The sequence below is a fragment of the Anaeromicrobium sp. genome (genome assembly GCF_025210435.1).
Lineage (GTDB): Bacteria > Bacillota > Clostridia > Peptostreptococcales > Thermotaleaceae > Anaeromicrobium.
In genome coordinates this window covers 1-17,824 of sequence record NZ_JAOART010000108.1, presented here as the reverse complement: position 1 = coordinate 17,824, position 17,824 = coordinate 1, and the positions used below count along the sequence as shown (strand labels likewise).

At 31.4% G+C, this 17,824-nt stretch carries 14 protein-coding genes; 10 read left to right on the top strand and 4 right to left on the bottom strand.

Going from position 1 to position 17,824, the window contains the following annotated elements; genetic code table 11:
- The first annotated feature begins 24 nt into the window (after positions 1–24).
- Both N4A57_RS13435 and N4A57_RS13430 read left to right on the top strand, forming a co-directional pair.
- The gene (locus tag N4A57_RS13435) at positions 25–240 is read left to right on the top strand and encodes a hypothetical protein (RefSeq protein ID WP_293658504.1); all 216 of its coding nucleotides are present in this window, start codon (positions 25–27) and stop codon (positions 238–240) included.
- 158 nt (positions 241–398) lie between these two features.
- The gene (locus N4A57_RS13430) at positions 399–1,670 is read left to right on the top strand and encodes a methyl-accepting chemotaxis protein (protein ID WP_293658503.1); all 1,272 of its coding nucleotides are present in this window, start codon (positions 399–401) and stop codon (positions 1,668–1,670) included.
- Between the two features lie 55 nt (positions 1,671–1,725).
- Here the strand turns inward: N4A57_RS13430 and N4A57_RS13425 are convergent, their stop codons facing one another.
- The 3 genes from N4A57_RS13425 to N4A57_RS13415 form a co-directional block, all read right to left on the bottom strand.
- Positions 1,726–3,999, bottom strand: coding sequence for a xanthine dehydrogenase family protein molybdopterin-binding subunit (locus N4A57_RS13425; RefSeq protein ID WP_293658502.1), 2,274 nt, complete (start codon positions 3,997–3,999; stop codon positions 1,726–1,728).
- A gap of 200 nt (positions 4,000–4,199) precedes the next feature.
- Positions 4,200–4,655: a (2Fe-2S)-binding protein gene (locus N4A57_RS13420; RefSeq protein ID WP_293658501.1), complete on the bottom strand. Its 456-nt coding sequence runs from the start codon at positions 4,653–4,655 to the stop codon at positions 4,200–4,202.
- A gap of 19 nt (positions 4,656–4,674) precedes the next feature.
- On the bottom strand, positions 4,675–5,550 hold the full coding sequence (locus N4A57_RS13415; RefSeq protein ID WP_293658500.1) for an FAD binding domain-containing protein: 876 nt from the start codon (positions 5,548–5,550) through the stop codon (positions 4,675–4,677).
- 259 nt (positions 5,551–5,809) lie between these two features.
- Between N4A57_RS13415 and N4A57_RS13410 the strand changes: the two genes are divergently transcribed.
- From N4A57_RS13410 to N4A57_RS13375, 8 genes are all read left to right on the top strand, one after another.
- A complete protein-coding gene (locus N4A57_RS13410; protein WP_293658499.1) occupies positions 5,810–6,517 on the top strand; it encodes a cache domain-containing protein in 708 nt (235 codons plus the stop codon).
- A 439-nt stretch (positions 6,518–6,956) separates the two neighbouring features.
- Positions 6,957–10,241, top strand: coding sequence for an efflux RND transporter permease subunit (locus N4A57_RS13405; protein ID WP_293658498.1), 3,285 nt, complete (start codon positions 6,957–6,959; stop codon positions 10,239–10,241).
- The gene (locus tag N4A57_RS13400) at positions 10,228–11,334 is read left to right on the top strand and encodes an efflux RND transporter periplasmic adaptor subunit (RefSeq protein ID WP_293658497.1); all 1,107 of its coding nucleotides are present in this window, start codon (positions 10,228–10,230) and stop codon (positions 11,332–11,334) included. The genes N4A57_RS13405 and N4A57_RS13400 overlap by 14 nt, the downstream gene beginning before the upstream one ends.
- Before the next feature lie 12 nt (positions 11,335–11,346).
- Positions 11,347–12,792 carry a sensor histidine kinase gene (locus N4A57_RS13395; protein WP_293658496.1) on the top strand — a complete coding sequence of 482 codons (1,446 nt, stop codon included), beginning with the start codon at positions 11,347–11,349 and terminating at the stop codon, positions 12,790–12,792.
- A 22-nt stretch (positions 12,793–12,814) separates the two neighbouring features.
- A complete protein-coding gene (locus tag N4A57_RS13390) occupies positions 12,815–13,513 on the top strand; it encodes a response regulator transcription factor (RefSeq protein ID WP_293658495.1) in 699 nt (232 codons plus the stop codon).
- Between the two features lie 552 nt (positions 13,514–14,065).
- Positions 14,066–16,000, top strand: a complete 1,935-nt coding sequence (locus N4A57_RS13385; protein ID WP_293658494.1) for a S8 family serine peptidase — start codon at positions 14,066–14,068, stop codon at positions 15,998–16,000.
- Positions 16,001–16,018: 18 nt separating this feature from the next.
- Positions 16,019–16,462: a hypothetical protein gene (locus N4A57_RS13380; RefSeq protein WP_293658493.1), complete on the top strand. Its 444-nt coding sequence runs from the start codon at positions 16,019–16,021 to the stop codon at positions 16,460–16,462.
- Between the two features lie 226 nt (positions 16,463–16,688).
- Positions 16,689–17,354 carry a hypothetical protein gene (locus N4A57_RS13375; RefSeq protein ID WP_293658492.1) on the top strand — a complete coding sequence of 222 codons (666 nt, stop codon included), beginning with the start codon at positions 16,689–16,691 and terminating at the stop codon, positions 17,352–17,354.
- A gap of 346 nt (positions 17,355–17,700) precedes the next feature.
- On the opposite strand, the gene N4A57_RS13370 is transcribed toward N4A57_RS13375, so the two are convergent.
- The coding region (locus tag N4A57_RS13370; protein WP_293658522.1) for an IS3 family transposase at positions 17,701–17,824 on the bottom strand (124 nt) is incomplete at its 5' end.

Genomic DNA, 17,824 nt, shown 5'->3' with positions numbered 1-17,824 from the left:
TAATTATAAAAAAGGAGATTTGGAGTGAGAACTATGGTGTATGGATTAGGAGTATTTTTTGTAATATTAGGATTATTCTTCATATCTTTAGGAATGCTATTTGTAAACTACGAATTATCCCCATTAAAAATAATAGTTAATAAAGAATTAGTTTATAAAAGCAACAAGTTAGGAATTCAAGTAATGGTTCCTGGAGCCATACTAGTAATGATGGCCCTTTGGATAATGGTTAAATTTTAATTGTTTTTACTTTTTTATTTTTTAGGACCTTTTGTTCAATCTAGGACATGAAAAAGAAAAAAATGTGGAAAAACCATGAAAATTAGAAATTTTTGTTATATAATGTAATATATAGACATATGAAAATGTGTGAGGAAATTAATATAGGGGGAGTGAAAGTGAAGCTAAGTAAAAGAATGGTTTTAATGAATGTGGGCATGTGCATAATCGCATGTATATCTATTATAAGTTATTTAATGATTAGTATTTATAATAATATTGAAATGGCAAAGACTATGATTACTTTATCTGTTGTAGGAACATTAATCATGTCGATAGTATCATATTTGAACAATAGATATGTAATAAAATCTGTTGTCATGTTATCAGATATTACAGATAGATTAGCCACTTATGATTTTACCTTTGATGAAAAAAGTGAAGCTGTTAAGTACTTAGATAAGAAAGATGAAGTGGGAGATATGACTAGATCATTGGCTACTATGCAAATGAATCTAATAGAGTTGATGAAAAAGTCACAAGAGGTATCAAAAGAACTAACTACTTCTTCACATGAGTTAAAATCCATATCCCAACAGACATCTACTTCTTCTGAGGAAATTGCAAGGACTATTGAGGAACTAGCTAATGGAGCTACTAATCAAGCTAGGGAAACGGAAAATGGATCTGAGTCCGTATGTGAATTAGATGAAATAATAGAATCAAATAGGTTATTGATGGATAATTTAAACGAATCTTCTAACAAGGTAGTTGAAGTAATCAATGAAGGATTAAATGTAATTAAGGAATTAATAGATAAAACAGATGAGAGTGGGAATGCAGCAAAGGACATTTTTAGTATAATAGTTAAGACTAATGAGAGTACAGAAAAAATAGGACAGGCTAGTAATGTAATTGCAAATATATCAGAACAGACCAATCTCCTTGCTTTAAATGCAGCTATAGAAGCTGCTCGTGCAGGGGACGCAGGAAAAGGATTTGCTGTAGTGGCAGAAGAAATAAGGAAGTTAGCAGAAGAATCAACTAACTCAACTAAAGAAATTGATACTATAGTAGTAGAACTAAGAGAAAACGCTGGTGGTGCAGTTACTAAGATGAAAGAAGTTGCAAGAATAGTAGAATCCCAAGTGGTAAGTGTAGGGGACACAGAGAGTAAATACCATGAAATTGCCAATGCCATGTCCTTATCAGAAAAGGCCATGGAGAGATTTATCATATCTATAGAAGAAATGGGCCAAAAGAAAGAAGAAATTTTGAGAGTTATGGAAGGCCTATCAGCCATAACTCAGGAAAATGCAGCTAGTACCCAAGAAGCCGCAGCTTCAACAGAGGAACAATCTGCTGCCATAGAAGAAGTGGCTAATTCTAGTGAGCGTTTGTCTCACCTAGCTCAAGAATTACAAGAATCTATAGTTAAATTTAAGTTTTAAAATAACAAAGAGGATATCCCATGGGATATCCTCTTTGTTATTTTAAAAAGTAAAACTACTTATTATTTTTAATTGCCTCATATACACGTTCTTCTGTTAAAGGAATTTCATGGAAACGGATACCTATGGCATCATATACTGCATTGCATATGGCAGGAGCTGTGGCAACTGAACTTGTCTCTCCCACACCCTTAACTCCAAAGGGACCAGTAGGATCATTAGATTCTACAATGATTGTATATATTTCTGGAATATCCATAGCCGTAGGAAGGTTGTATTTTTCAAAGGAATAATTTAGCTGTTTTCCCTTAGAATCATATTTTATTTCTTCTCCTAAGGCATAACCCATTCCCATAACTACTCCTCCTTCTAATTGTCCTTCTACTATTTGAGGATGAATGGCTTTACCTACGTCGTTGGCGCATACTACTTTTATAACGTTGACCTTCCCTGTGTCCATATCCACTTCTACTTCGGCAAATTGAGCGAAATAAGGAGGTGCATTTTTAGGAACAATCTTACCTACTCCAACAAACTGCTTTCCTTCCAAATGGGCTTGTAGAGCTATTTCCCTAAGACTCATTCTGTTTTCTGGATTATCTGTACAGAAAACGAAACCATCTTCCATGATTAAATCTGGTGCATTCATTTTAGTTGTGGCATATTCTAATATTTGTTTCTTTGCATCATTAGATGCTGCTACTACGGCTGAGCCAGAGGCATAACAAGTTCTACTAGCATGACTTCCAATTTCATATGGAGTAGATTCCGTATCAGCAAAGGTTATGGATACCTTTTCAAAGGGAACTTCTAAAACTTCTGCTGCCATTTGACTTAAGGTAGTTATGGTTCCTGTACCCATATCCGGTACTCCACTGGCAACATGAACAGAACCATCCTGTTGAATAGTAACATAGGCATTTGAATAATCTACACAAAATGGCCATGCGTTAGATACGTGGGTACCAATACCCATACCTACACCTCTACGTATGCTTCCATTTTCCTTATTAAGCTTACCTCTACGTTCCCATTCTATGGCATTTGCACCCTTGTCCATACATTCTTCTAAACCTGAACTTAAACATTCATAAGGTAATATCCATGATTTACCCGGTTTCATTATGTTTTTTCTTCTAATCTCTAATGGATCTATGCCTAAGGCTTGAGCCATAATATCTACTTGAGATTCTATGGCAAACATGGCCTGGGGATTACCAAATCCTCTCATGGCTCCAGCTGGTGTTGTATTAGTATATACACAATGGCCATCATACATTTGATTTTCACAATAATATATGGAAAGACCCATGGCACCTAAAACTCCAGGAACTTCCGCACTAAAACTACAATATGCTCCTGCATTTAGAACAGATGACATCTGTCTAGCTGTAAAGGTACCATCATTTTTAACACCAGTTTTCACAGTTACATATCCACTATGGCGAGTATCCGATGCAATAAAGTCTTCTTTACGATCATATACAACTTTAACAGGTTGTTCTGAAAGGATGGATAGGGCCACTGCAATAGGCTCTGCCTTTGCGGACAATCCTATACGAACACCAAATCCACCTCCAATATAAGGAGGGTTTAATACCCTTATTTTACTGTAGGGCAAATTAAATAGACTAGCTAGAATTCTTCTAGTTGGATGGGGTGTTTGAGTAGTTGACCAAACGGTAACCTTACCTCCTACCCCCACTTCAGCCAAAGCAGCCTGAGTTTCTAATTGTGCTTGTTTTTGAACGGGCAATTTAAAGGTGTGTTCAAATATATGATCTGCAGATTCAAAACCCTTATCTACATCTCCCTTCTCTATATGGACCCTTTCAGCCACAATATTATTTTCCTCTTCTGTAGGATGGATTTCATAGGCATCTTCCTTCATGGCTTCAAAAGGTTCAAATAGGGCAGGTAGAATTTCATATTCAACTTGGATTAATTTTAGTGCTTCCTTTGCTATTTTTTCAGATATGGCAGCTACGGCAGCTACTTCATCTCCCACATAACGAACAACTGAATCAAATAGGTATTGATCTTCCACAGGTTTTAAAGGTGGTATAGTAGTTTGTGCTGCCACGGATGTGTTAAATTTTACCCTAGGTGTATTTTTATATGTGGCAATGGCCTTAACACCAGGTAATGATTCGGCTTTTTTTGTATCTATTTTAATTATTCGAGCATGGGCATGGGGGCTTCTTAGGACTTTACCATAAAGCATCTTAGGAAGTGTCATGTCCGTTGTAAATGTGGCCTTTCCCATGGCCTTTTCAATTCCATCTAATTTTTTAACATTTTTACCTATAGTAGAATATTCTCTTTTCACTATTTTCCCTCCAAAACATGTTTTTCAGATTTATTTTCTTCACATAATGATAAGGCATATTCAAAAAATAAATTAGTCATTTCACTGGTTATTTGAATTATTTTCTTTGTTATGGAATCGCTTACATATGTTAAATATGCTCGCTCACCATGCCTAGAAAATAATCCAAATTCCTCAGGAAATTCACTAGTTTATTTTTTTCATATGCCTAAAACAGCTTCTTCAATTTTTACGTAACCTGTACATCTACAAATATTACCAGAAATAGCTTCTTTCACATCTGATTTATTTGGAGATGGATTTTTATCTAGAAGAGCTTTAGATGACATGATCATACCTGGAGTACAAAAACCACATTGTATTGCACCCTTACTAACAAACGACTCTTGCAACTTATGAAGATTATCCTTAGTACCAATACCTTCGATAGTTTCCACAACAGAATCCATAGCCTGCATAGCTAAAACTATACATGAATTTACTGCATTACCATTCATAATTACAGTACAAGCACCACATTCTCCTTGTCCACAGCCTTTTTTTGTACCTGTTAATTGAAATTTATCTCTTAATATATCTAACAAAGTTTCATCTGGGGATACATGTACTTGAACCATTTCTCCATTTAATGTAAACTTAAGTAATTTTTTTTCCACTTCTCTGACCTCCTGAGTTTTATATGTCTAATCCTGCTTCTGATAAAGCTTCTTTTAAGGCCCTTTGTATTAAAGTTTCTAATACTTCTTTCCTATATTCTGCTGAACCTCTTAAGGAACTACTTCTTGGATGCGCATCCTTTGCTGCTAGTTTTGAAGCTTTAATAATCAATTCATTATTAATTGTAGAACCCTTTAAAAGGTCTTCTGCCTTTGTGGCCCTTGTAGGTTTAGGTCCCACTGGTGACATGACAATTCTAGCCCAATCAATAGAATTATCTTCATTTAATGATAATACAACGGCCACATTTAACATTGGTAGAGCCAATGCATTACGTTGACTTAATCTAACAAATGAACTTCCTTGATTTTTTTGCAGAGCCTTAAACTTTATGTGTGTAACTAATTCACTTGTAGAATCAATAACCGATTTACTAAGTCCACTATACATGTCTTTAACAGCTATATATTTTGTTCCATTACTATCCTCAACTTGTGCCATAGCATCTAAAGCAACTAGGGCAACAGCACCATCAGCTGCTGGCTGGGCTTTTACCACATTTCCAACAAGGGTGGCTGTATTCCTAATTTGAAGGGAGCCAACAGTTCCACAAGCTTTAGCCAATAAGGATCCTTTTTCATTTATCAAATCTGATTTATTTACCTCATTATGGGTAACTCCAGCTCCAATTAAGATTTCTCCATCTTTTAGTTGGATTTTTTTTAAAGATTCAATCTTATTGATATCAATAAGATGATCACATGTTATTTTCTCAGATTTTAAATCTAAGATTAAGTCAGTACCTCCAGCAATTACTCTACAATTGCCAGCATATAAGGAGAAACTCTTAATTACGTCTTCTGTAGATTTAGCTATAATATAATCTTTTAACAACTTAATACCTCCTCTTGAAATTTTGTAAAAATTAGACTATTCTTTTTATTTATAAGACCATATTTCCATATCACTCCGCAGTATTTCAAATTTCTTCAAATATTTACAAAAATATGGTCTATAAACTATATTTTAACAACTTAATGAATAAATTTCAAATGATTGTTAATTTCCATGAATAGACTTATGGGAAAATAGAGGAATATGTAGAAATTTAAAGAATTATCAAAGAAGGGAATTAAAGAAAGGGGGAAACCATGTGAGGGGGAAAAAATTAAGTTTATACTTAGGATTAATACTTGCCATAATAATATGCAATGTAATGATGGGAAGTTTAATTTATGCGGAAATGATGGAATCTAGTATTTCTAATAATATGGAGTATATTCATAATATATTAGATCAGGCCACAAGGAACCTAGATGAAAAATCTTTAAGAGAGATACACTCAGATAATGTATATGAAACAATAATAAACAATAAAATTACGGAAAGTGGATATCTGTTTTTAGCGGATAAGGATGGAACCATACTAATACATCCAAATAAGGAATTGGTAGGTACAAATATTTCTCAAAGGGAATTTATTAAAGACAGGTTAGACTATGATGCAGGAACAATAGAATATGAATATTTAAATGAAAATAAGATTCTTTTTTATAGAACTTCAAAATCAGGTTTTAAATTAATTTTCATTACTAGTAAAGATGAGCTAGTAAGTTTTAAAAAAGCATATATTATGGTAGCTATTATGATAGTTACTTTAATTGAAATGATAATTTGCCTTATTTTAGTTAAATTATTTTTTAAGGATGAATATTATTATGATAATCAAATTGGGTCATGTGGCAATGATGAATTAAAAAGTAAATTAGAAAGATTAAAAAACTATAGATTAAACAATACAATCACAGAGGAAGAATACAATAGAAAAAGAGAAAGTATAATTGATAAATATGAAATTTAAAAAGGATGTGAATTTTCACATCCTTTTTTTAGTACACAAAAGATCTATGAACCCTTTAAAGTATGGTATGGGCCTTATATTGGTGTGCTAGAGATCTCTTGTATATGTGCTTATTTATTGGACGAAGCTATGGATAAAAAGTTCCCAATTAGGCATATTCAAAAAATAAATTAGTCATTTCACTGGTTATTTGAATTATTTTCTTCGTTATGGAATCCCTTACATATGTTTAATATGCTCGCTCACCATGCCTCGAAAATAATCCAAATTCCTCAGGGACCTGACTAATTTATTTTTTTCATATGCCTTAATCTTTTTTTTATATGAGTTAATAAAAAATTAATATTTACTTTCTTATTATTTAATCCTTATGGATTAATCTATAATAGACAGTTATATAGATTTATCATTGTTAAAAAACAAAGGCGGTGGAGGGAATTTGAGTAATAGAAATGAGATAAATGATAAAATAAATATTTTAGGCCAAATATCTAATTTTTTCCTAGAAAGATATAGGGTAGTATATTTAATACTTATAGGATTGTTGTTATTAGGAGGAACTGCATACATAGGATTACCTAGAGAGAGAACACCTGAGATTGAACTTCCCTATGTAAACATAATGACCACATATGTGGGGGCGTCACCTAATGAGATAGAAAATCTTATTACGGATGAAATAGAAACTAAGATAAATGGATTGGAGGATATAAAATCCATTACGTCCACATCACAAAATAGTGTGTCTAGTATAATTATAGAATATGAAATAGGAACAGATGTGGATAAGAAAATACAAGATATAAATAATGAACTATCAAAAATGAAAAGTAAACTACCAGAAGATAGTGATGAACCTATAGTTAGAAAATATGACATAGGAAAATCCCCAATTATGAAATTAAATATAAGTGGAGATTATGATTTAGTTACTTTAAAAAATATAGCAGAAGATATTAAGGATGAAATAGAAAAGATAGATGGAATACAAGAAGTAGATTTAATAGGGGGACTTGATAGGGAAATACACATATATATTGAGGATGGAAAGTTAAAAACCTATAATCTTACTAGGGCAGATATAAAAAATGCCATATCATCATCTAATGTGGATTTTCCAGGTGGAGATATGGAATTAGATGATACCAATTATAATATAAGAACTGTTGGTTCCTTTAAGGAAATAGAAGAAATAGAAAATACGGTTATAATGACTAAAGATAATGTGCCTGTAAAATTAAAAGATGTGGCACAAGTGAAGGACACCTTTGAAGATGTAAAGTCCTATGCTCAAATGTTTCAAAGGGCCATGTCTCATGAAAATAAAACTACTAATACTATAAAAATATCCGTAAAGAGGGAAGATGACGGAGATATAATAGGTCCTTGTAACGAAATCTTAGGATTAATTGAAGGGGGAAAAAATCTATTATATCCATCGGATGTTTTTGTAAGTGTGGCAAATAATCAGGCTGTAGAGGTGGAGGATTCTTTAAATGATGTAGTATCTAATGCCATTTCAGGATTATTAGTTGTAATCATAGTTTTATTCCTATTCATAGGTCTTAGAGAATCCATAATAGTATCCTTTGTAATACCATTATCCCTATTATGTAGTTTCATTCTTATGAAAAATACAGATATGACCTTTAATGGTGTATCTGTACTGGCATTGATTCTGGCCTTAGGAATGCTTGTGGATAATGCCATAGTTATAATGGAAAATATAGATAGAATAAGGGATGAAGGATATGATGTAAAAACTGCATCTAGGGTTGCTACAAATCAAGTGGCACCAGCAGTAATGGCATCTACCTTAACTACCATGGCAGCTTTCTTACCTATGGCAATGATGGGTGGAATCATGGGACAGTTTATGAAGGTAATACCAATAGTTGTAATGTTCGCCATAGGTTCATCCTTTATAGTATCCTTAGTAATTACTCCAGTACTTTGTTCTAAGTTACTAAGTAAATACAAGAAGGATGAAAAGAAGGTTAGTCCTAGGATAAAGAAATTAAATAATATACTAGCCATAGTATTTGTATTTATACTTTCCATGTATGCCTTTAGTATAGATGGTAAAATTGCCATAATAACTATAGTATTGGCAATTGTATTTTCAGGAGCCATGTTTATAAAGAGATTTAAAATGAAAGAAAATACTTCCCATGGAGATTTGGTTGTAATTAAGAAGTATTCAAATTTCATGGATAATGTACTAAGTTCTAAAAAGAAGAGAATTTTAGTATTATTATGTGCCCTTTTAGTATTTGTATCTAGTTTAGCCACCATACCTATGGGGCTATTAAAGATTAAACTATTGCCAGATACGGATAGTACCACATTTACTATTAATATAGAGACGCCACCTGGGTATCTTTTGAGTGAAACAGGTCAAGTAGTGGAAGATGTGGAAGAATTATTATATAAATATGAATATATAGATAACTTTGTAAGTAGTTTGGGAAGTGATTCTAATAGGGCAGCAATAGATATAAACTTAGTGGACTCAGATGAAAGGGAAAAGACTAGTAATGAAATTGCAGCTATTATTAGAGAAGAAATGTCAAATATTCCTGGAGCTAAGATTACTATAGAAAAACAACAACATGGTCCTCCTACGGGTAAACCCATAAGCATTGAATTAAGGGGAGATGATTTAGATACCATTGAAAAAATTGCAAAGGATTTTAAAAATATTATAGATAATATAGATGGAACTACAGAAGTATTTACTAGTTTAGAAGGTGGTAGGCCAGAGCTTCAAATAGAAGTCAATAAGGAAAAGGCTGCCACACTAGGATTAAGTGTATTTGATGTGTCCATGGAAATCAGAAATACAATTCAAGGTATAAAGGTGTCTGAGCTTAAACAAAACAATAAAGAAACGGATATAATAATAAAAAATTATAAGGATGAATTTAAAACCCTAAGGGACTTAGAAAAGATATATATAACTTCTAATAAGGGACAAAAGATACCATTTAAAACAGTTGCAAGTGTAAAAGAACATATAGGCTTATCTAAGATAGAACACGATGATTTAGATAGGATAGTAAAAATAGAAGGGCAAGTAGAAGGTATAACATCAAGGGAAGTAATCCAACAATTTAAAAATGAAACAAAGGATTATTCCCTACCAAAGGGAGTAACCATATCCTATGGTGGAGAGACACAGGAAACAAGGGAATCTTTTACAGAACTATTTATAGATATGATAATAGCCGTATTACTGGTATTTATCATATTAGCAGTACAATTTAACTCCCTGTCTCAACCAATAGTAATATTAGTATCAGTGCCCCTTGCCATAATAGGTGTAATGGCAGGACTTATCATTACTAATAATAACTTTGGTATGTATGCCTTTATGGGATTAGTATCCCTAGTAGGTATAGCTGTTAATGATGCCATCGTATTAGTTGATTATACTAACTATTTGAGAAAAACTGGGTATAGCCTAGTAGATGCTATTAGGGAGGCTGGAAAGACTAGATTTATGCCAGTATTTGCCACATCCATAACTACTATAGGTGGAATATTACCTCTAGCTATAAAAAATGCTGAATATGGAGAGATGGGTTATGCTTTAATATTTGGATTAGTTGCATCTACCCTATTGACTTTAGTAATAATTCCAATAGTGTATTCTTTATTAGAGGAAGGTAAGGTATATTGGTCAAATAAGAGAAGGGGGACATTGAAAAATGAAGAAGCTTAAGACATGTGTACTTATCACATTAACTATAGGGTTATTATTTAGCGTTACCGGTTGTGGAAAAAAAGAAGTGGCAGCCCAGGTGACTAAGAAAAAAGTTGTGCCAGTGGAAGTAATGGAACTATCCACATCTACAGTTACGGAAGAATATGATTCCTTTGGTAAAACATATCCATTAGAAGAAACTAATGTGTCAGCTAAAACTAAAGGAGAAATAAAAAATATTTATTTTAATGTGGGAGATAAGGTAAATAAGGGAGATGTACTTTATACTGTAGATAGTGATACCCTTGTAAATACCTATCATATGAAAATTAGCTCATTAGAAAGAACTATAAAAGATCTAGAACTTAAATACAGAGATGCCCTTAGAAACTACAATAATACTAAGGTATTATACGAAAATAGGGCCGCCTCTAAAAATGATTTAGATAATGTGGAGTCTCAACTTAATCAAATTAAGTTAAGTCTAGAACAATCTAAGAAGGATTTAGACTTAAATAAAAGGGATAGAGAACTGGCCCTGGGAAATACCATAGTAAAAAGCCCTATAAAGGGTATTGTTGCTGAGAAAAACATTGAAGTTGGAGAAATGGCAGGGAATGCTGACTTTAAAATAGTTAATTTAAATAAAATAAATATTAAAGTTAATGTGGCAGAAAATGTGGTAAATAGAATTAATGAGGGAGATAATGTCCAGGTATATATAGAATCATTAGATGAAAACTATAATGGAAAAATAACTTCCATAAGTCCCATGGGAACAGGGAATAACTCCACATATCCTGTAGAGATAGAGATTCTAAATGAAGATTCTAAAATAAGAACGGGAATGTTTGCAAAGGCTAATTTTAAAATAGCAAATCTCAATGATCAAATTCAAGTACCTAAGAAATCCATATTAAAGGCTCAAAATGAAGACTATGTATATGTAGTAGATATAGAAACTAATATGCCTAAAAAAACAGTTGTGAAGACGGGAATAGTTAATAATGGATTAGTCCAAGTTAAAAAGGGTCTAAAGGCAGGAGATAAACTAGTTGTAAAAGGTCAAGAATATGTGGATGAAAAAAGTGAAGTTAAAATAGTAAATTAATTGGAGGAAACTATGTCTATAAAAACTAGGCTTATACTTTCATATATAGGGATGATTCTCATGCCTATAGTTCTTATTTTCATATTTAATGGTATGTTAAGTACTTTAGTATTTGATGATAAATTAGATTATTATGAAAGGGCAAATCCATTAAAATTAACGAGAATAAGTATCTATAGGAGTGGAAAGATTTTAAGACAACTGAATATGGATTATATTAATAACAAGGAAAAACTAAAGGACATAGATTATTTAAAATCCTTTGATAAGGAACTGGATGAAATTTTTTTGGGGATGGTTATAAAGGAAAATGGAGAAATAAAATATGTATCTCCCATAGTAAATGAAGAGAGGATACTATCTAAATTACCTGGCTTTGGTGAAAATGCAGATATGGAGCATGAGGTTATCCAGAAGGAAGGATTTGTAGTAGGGGCTCAAAGGGATTTTATAATAGATGATTCTAATATGAGTATTTATATTATAGTGGATTTATTAGAATGGGATGCTGTAATGAGTAAGGCTAGAATATTTACCATATCAGTAACTATTGTGGCAGTTTTAATAGTAGCCTTTGGATTAACCTTTTCCATGTATAGGGGTATAATAAAACCTATCAGAAAATTAAAAAATGGAACTGACCAGATTAAAAAGGGTAATTTAGACTATCATATAAAAGAGCATGGAAACGATGAGATGGGAGAATTAATAAAAGACTTTGAGGATATGAGATTAAGGTTAAGACATGCTAGACATATGCATATTAAGTATGAAGAAAATAGAAAAAACCTAATATCTAACATATCCCATGATTTGAAAACTCCCATAATGTCAATAAAAGGATATATAGAGGGAATAAAAGATGGGGTGGCCAAATCTCCAGAAAAAATGGACAAATATATAAATACCATATATGATAAAGCTAATCATATGGAAAATTTAATAAATGAGTTGTTTTTATTTTCAAAATTAGATTTAAACAAGGTGGATTTTGTTTTTCAATCTATTGATATAGTAAAATATTTAAAATACTGTGTTGAAGACTTAAGTTTTGACATGGAGAAAATAGGTGGAATTATAGAATTTAATCAGGGAAATGAAGAAATCATGGTAAGGGCAGATCTTCAAAAACTTCAGCGTGTCATATTAAATATTATACAAAATTCCATGAAATATAAATCTGATAAAAATTTAATAGTAGAAATAAATATTAAAGAATATGAAGAATTTGTCCAAATTGAAATAAAAGATAATGGAAAGGGCATAAACGAAGATGATCTTCCATATGTTTTTGATAGGTTCTACAGGGCAGACAAATCTAGAAATACATCCATTGGAGGAAGTGGACTAGGATTGGCCATATCTAAAGAAATTATAAGGGCCCATGGAGGAGATATATGGGCTAAAAGTGAAGTAAATAAGGGTACTAGCATATTTTTCTCCATAAGAAAATCTTAAGGCATATGAAAGGGGTACTCCTATGAAAAAGATATTGATTATTGAAGATGATATAAGTATTGCCGAGTTAGAAAGGGATTATTTAGAAATCAATGATTATAAAGTTGAGATAGAAACAAGTGGTCAAGGGGGACTAGATAGGGCATTAAATGAAAAGTTTGATTTAATAATATTAGATTTGATGCTTCCAGAAATAGATGGATTTAAAATATGCAAGTCCCTAAGAAGTAGTATAGATATTCCCATACTTATGGTTTCTGCTAAGGGTGAGGGAATAGATAAAATAAGAGGATTGGGCCTTGGGGCTGATGATTATATAACCAAGCCCTTTAGTCCCAGTGAATTAGTTGCTAGGGTAAAGGCCCATCTAGGAAGATATGAACGTCTAACTAGTAAGAGTGTAAGTAATAATAAAAATATAGAGATAAATGGATTGGTTATAGATAATTATTCAAAGAGGGCCTATGTGAACAACAGGGAAGTAAATCTTTCCTCTAAGGAATTTGATATATTAGAACTATTGGGTAAGAATCCTAATAGGGTATTTAGCAAGGAGGAAATATTTGAGCGAATATGGGGATTAGATTCCTTTGGTGATATATCCACAGTAACAGTTCATATAAGAAAGATAAGGGAAAAAATCGAACCAGACCCATCTAACCCACAATACATAGAGACCCTATGGGGTCTTGGATATAGGATTAAAAATAAAAGCAGCTAGGAGAATTTCTCCTAGTTATTTTTGTATATATAATTGACTTTTGAATCTTTATATAAAATTTTATGTTGATGGTGCTAGAAGTCTTGAAAATCGTGAAATTAAAGAAACTTGTGTTAAATAAGTTTTGGATTTATTTTGTTCATTTTCAAAGGGTTATAATCTTAGGATTTGTAACCTAATAAATAAATTTACATTATTTAATGGCATAGGTGTTAATATTTTTAAAGGAAAATTATAAAAAATTAAGTTTTTTCATGTATAAAATCACCTGTTTTGAATAAAAATACATGAGGTTTTCTTAATGAAGATGATAAACATATTGAAAACAACAGGTTTATAGATGCTTTAATCAATGTAACTTAATTAGACAATGTAGAACATTGACAAATTTATACAAACTGTAAAATAAATAAAAAAACATTTTTCTACATTTTTTTCACTTCGGATAGTTTAAACTATACTATGACTAAATATGGTTTGAACTAGAAAGGAGAGAAAACAGAGTATAAAGCACAATAATATTATTTACATAAACAATTTAAGGAAGATATAATGAAAAAAAGAATTATAGTATTAATTTTAGGATTAAGTATTTCAATTAGTGGAGTCCCATCAATTGCATTTGGGCAAAATCAAAACAGTATTGAAGGCAACAAAACGGTAGTATCAACTGTTTATGAGAATGCAAGTGAGAATATGGAAGACAATATCATAATGTACAATGGTGAGAAATATGAATTAGTTTTTGAAGAACTCGATGATATTTCAAGAGAATCCGAAATCAAAATTAATTTAGAGCGTACAAAAGCGAAAACTAAATCAATGAAATTCAATACAATGTTGGCAAAATCTTTTGTAGAAGAAAACACAAGTGATATTCAGGATAAATTAGAAGGTAAGATTAAAGAAATATACACAAATAAAAATCCTGATGAAAAATTTGATGTGCTAATTAATACATTTCATAAAGTGAGCGACTTAGAAGAGAAACTAATACAAGTATTAAATGATGATAAAATAGAAAAAATTGATTCTACAACTTATAAGGCTAGTTTAAAAAAAGAAGAAGTTGAAATTATTTTAAATAAAATTCCTGAAATAGATTATATTGTTCTAGAAGATGAAGTGAAAGGAACCTTAGAAATTCAAGATTCAGAAATTACTGATATAAAATCTTTAACAGGAATTTCTGCAAGTAAGGCAAGCTCAGAAATATTAGAAGAAGTAGAGGATGCTAGAAGAGATTTCAATGTTACAGGGGATCGTGATGGTAATGAAAGTAGTTACTCAAAAAATGATGTGGTGATAGCAGTTATAGATACTGGTATAGATGCGGATCATAAAGAATTTGATAAAGGTAAAGTTATTGCTTGGTATGATGCTGTTGATGATGAAAAAAAACCTTTAGATGAACAGGGGCATGGAACTAAAATGTCTACTATTGCTGCGGGAAATAATTATGGACATGCTCCTGGTGCGGCATTAGTAGGTGTAAGAGTCTTGAAATCAGATCGTGGCGATTTAGGTGATATGCTAAAAGGGTTGAAATGGCTATGGAAAAATAAAGATGTATACGATATAGATGTAGTTAATATTTCTCTTGGGCATGAACCAAAAAGATATCCAATAGGCGATTATACCATGAATTTAGTTGTAGACTATATTAATAAATTTAATAATGATGGAATCCCAGTAATGGTAGCTGCAGGAAACGAAGGGGATGAAAGTCCATATTACGATACTCTTACTACAGAAGCTAAATATACAACTTATCCTGTTGGAGCAGGAGTAGACCCTTTTGCAGGAGGATGGAGTCCAACAAAGTATTCTTCAAGAGGAAAAGGCAGTAGAGGTCCGAGATTTATAGCTAGTGCTGAACCACATAAAGTTGCCAAAGCTGGAACTTCTACATATACCTATGGTAATGGATCATCATCGGCTACAGCAGCTGCTTCAGGAACATTAGCATTAATGATAGATGCAAGAGGAAATAGTTCAAGGAAGTTAAACTTTATCACTAAGAAATTAGGGCCAAAAGGATTTGATAAAATATATGGAGAAGGAATGTTAAGAAGATATGATTCTATTGCAGAAAGTAAAGGAAGTTCAGAACGTTATGGAGATAAGTTGAGTGTTGCATACACTAAAGAAAATGTTACTGAAAAAAATAAATTTTATGTTTCAAAATTAAAGATTTTAGATGATGATTACTTAAATGTAGTATGTCATGTTTTAAATGAGAAAAATCTTCCATCTTCACAAAATGATTTTTTTGTATTTTGTTGGAAACCTGGGAAAAGTCCAAGTGATGGTATAAATTCAGAAGCGCTTAATTTGAATGGTAGATATACTCCTATTTGGTATAATTTTGCATATCATAAAGATGATATAAAAGCAGGTGATATTATATATGTCGCAGTTCACGGAAAAGAAGATATGGAATATTTATTAGAAATCACAGGAGCCGTTGAACCTGCTAATAATTAATTATATGGAGAGATGGATTTGAAAAAAATATATATTATATTGTTAACGATTGTTATTATAATAGGCAGCGCATATGTAGTAAATAAAAATAATATAGAACAGGAAATAAAAAAGTTTGAATTATTAGGATTTACTGTGCATTCTGTAGATACAGGAGGTTTTCTTTTCAAGGAGCAATTTATTAATTCATTTGATGAACCTGATGAAAAGGACATAATAAAACTTGACAAAAATACATCGTATGAAGTCGTTGGAGAAGATTTAAAACCTTATGTGGATGTGTATGTAAATACGAAAGAAGGAATAAAAATCAGCGAACTTGAATATTATGGATATACTTATATTGATAGTATTAAACATTATTATTTTAGAAAAATAATTGGAAGAAAGAAGAGATATCTAAGCATAGAAAAAACTGATGTTGTTAAATTAGTACAAGTGTATAAAAAAGAACAAAATTAAATTGTTTAACTTATGTAACATAAATTATGTTACATAAGTTAAACAACCATTAAGCCTAGATGTATCAATACATCTAGACTTTTCTAACTGAAAAGTTAATGTATTTATATACAAAAGTCCATGATTTATGCAATTTTCGACATGAAAATGATATAAATTATGGGCTTTTTTTATGTAACTCAATTAGACATTATATTTTCGTTTCTAAAGGAGGTAGTCCTAGACATTGAAAAAAACATCATTAGTATTGTTAATATTTTTATTCATTTTTAGCACAGTTACATCATTTGCTGATGCAAAAGTACCAATGAAATATGGTTCTGGAAAAGTAGAAATCACAGAAGAAGATGGAATTCCCGTATATACATGGGAAGCTAATGAAAAGCAATTAGAAAAAATGAATGAGCTTGAAGGGAAAGGTATGTCATATGGAGAAGTATTAAAAGCTGTAGCACCTCAAGAATTTGCAAAAATGCCAAATAAGAATAACTTAATGAAAACACCTTTTGATCAAAATGCTAGAGAAGTTAAAGAATTTGATATAATTAAAATGCTTCGTAGGTATGGTTCAAGTTGTGATATAGATTATTCTTTATCTAGATATGAAATAACTTTAGATTTAGAGATGAAAACAAATGGAGAGACAAACTGGATAGAGATACTTTCAAGATTATACGATGCAAATACAAGAAAAATAGTTAGTGCTAGAGTCAGTACAAAGGGAGATGAAAGCTCAAGTCGTATGTTTAGATCCCATTCTATGACTCATGTGATTAGTCCTTCAGATGGTACTTACTATGGTTGGGGGCAATTTAGAGTATATTCACCAGCTGATGGACACTATAAATGTGAAAATTCATTAACACGTAAATTTTCTTTTGATAAAAAATAAAAAGTCTAAATAGTGTATGTATATAAAACAAAAGGAGGTTATGATGAGTAAAATTATCAAAATATCTTTTTTGTAATGTGTTTTATTATTTTTTTCTCAGGGTGTAAATCACAACAAAACAATAGTATAAGCAATGAATCGCTTTCATATAGTGAGAATACACAAAAAAAAGATAGATTATATTTTAATGATGAAGAAGCGTTAAATATAACTAAAGATTTGTATAATGTTGAGAGTATATCATATGTAGAAGCTTATTGCGCTAATAAAGTATTATTTATAAATGCAGTTTTTGATAAGGAAATTTCAAGAAATGATATGATGAATATTGGATTGTCAACACTTTTTAGGACACTTTTTTATCGGACATCATTAATCTATATTCTACAGGGGTTAGGTAATCTAACGACCCATGTATCCTGTGGTTATTATACCAATTTACGTAATCAAACAATTCGTATTCTAATTGT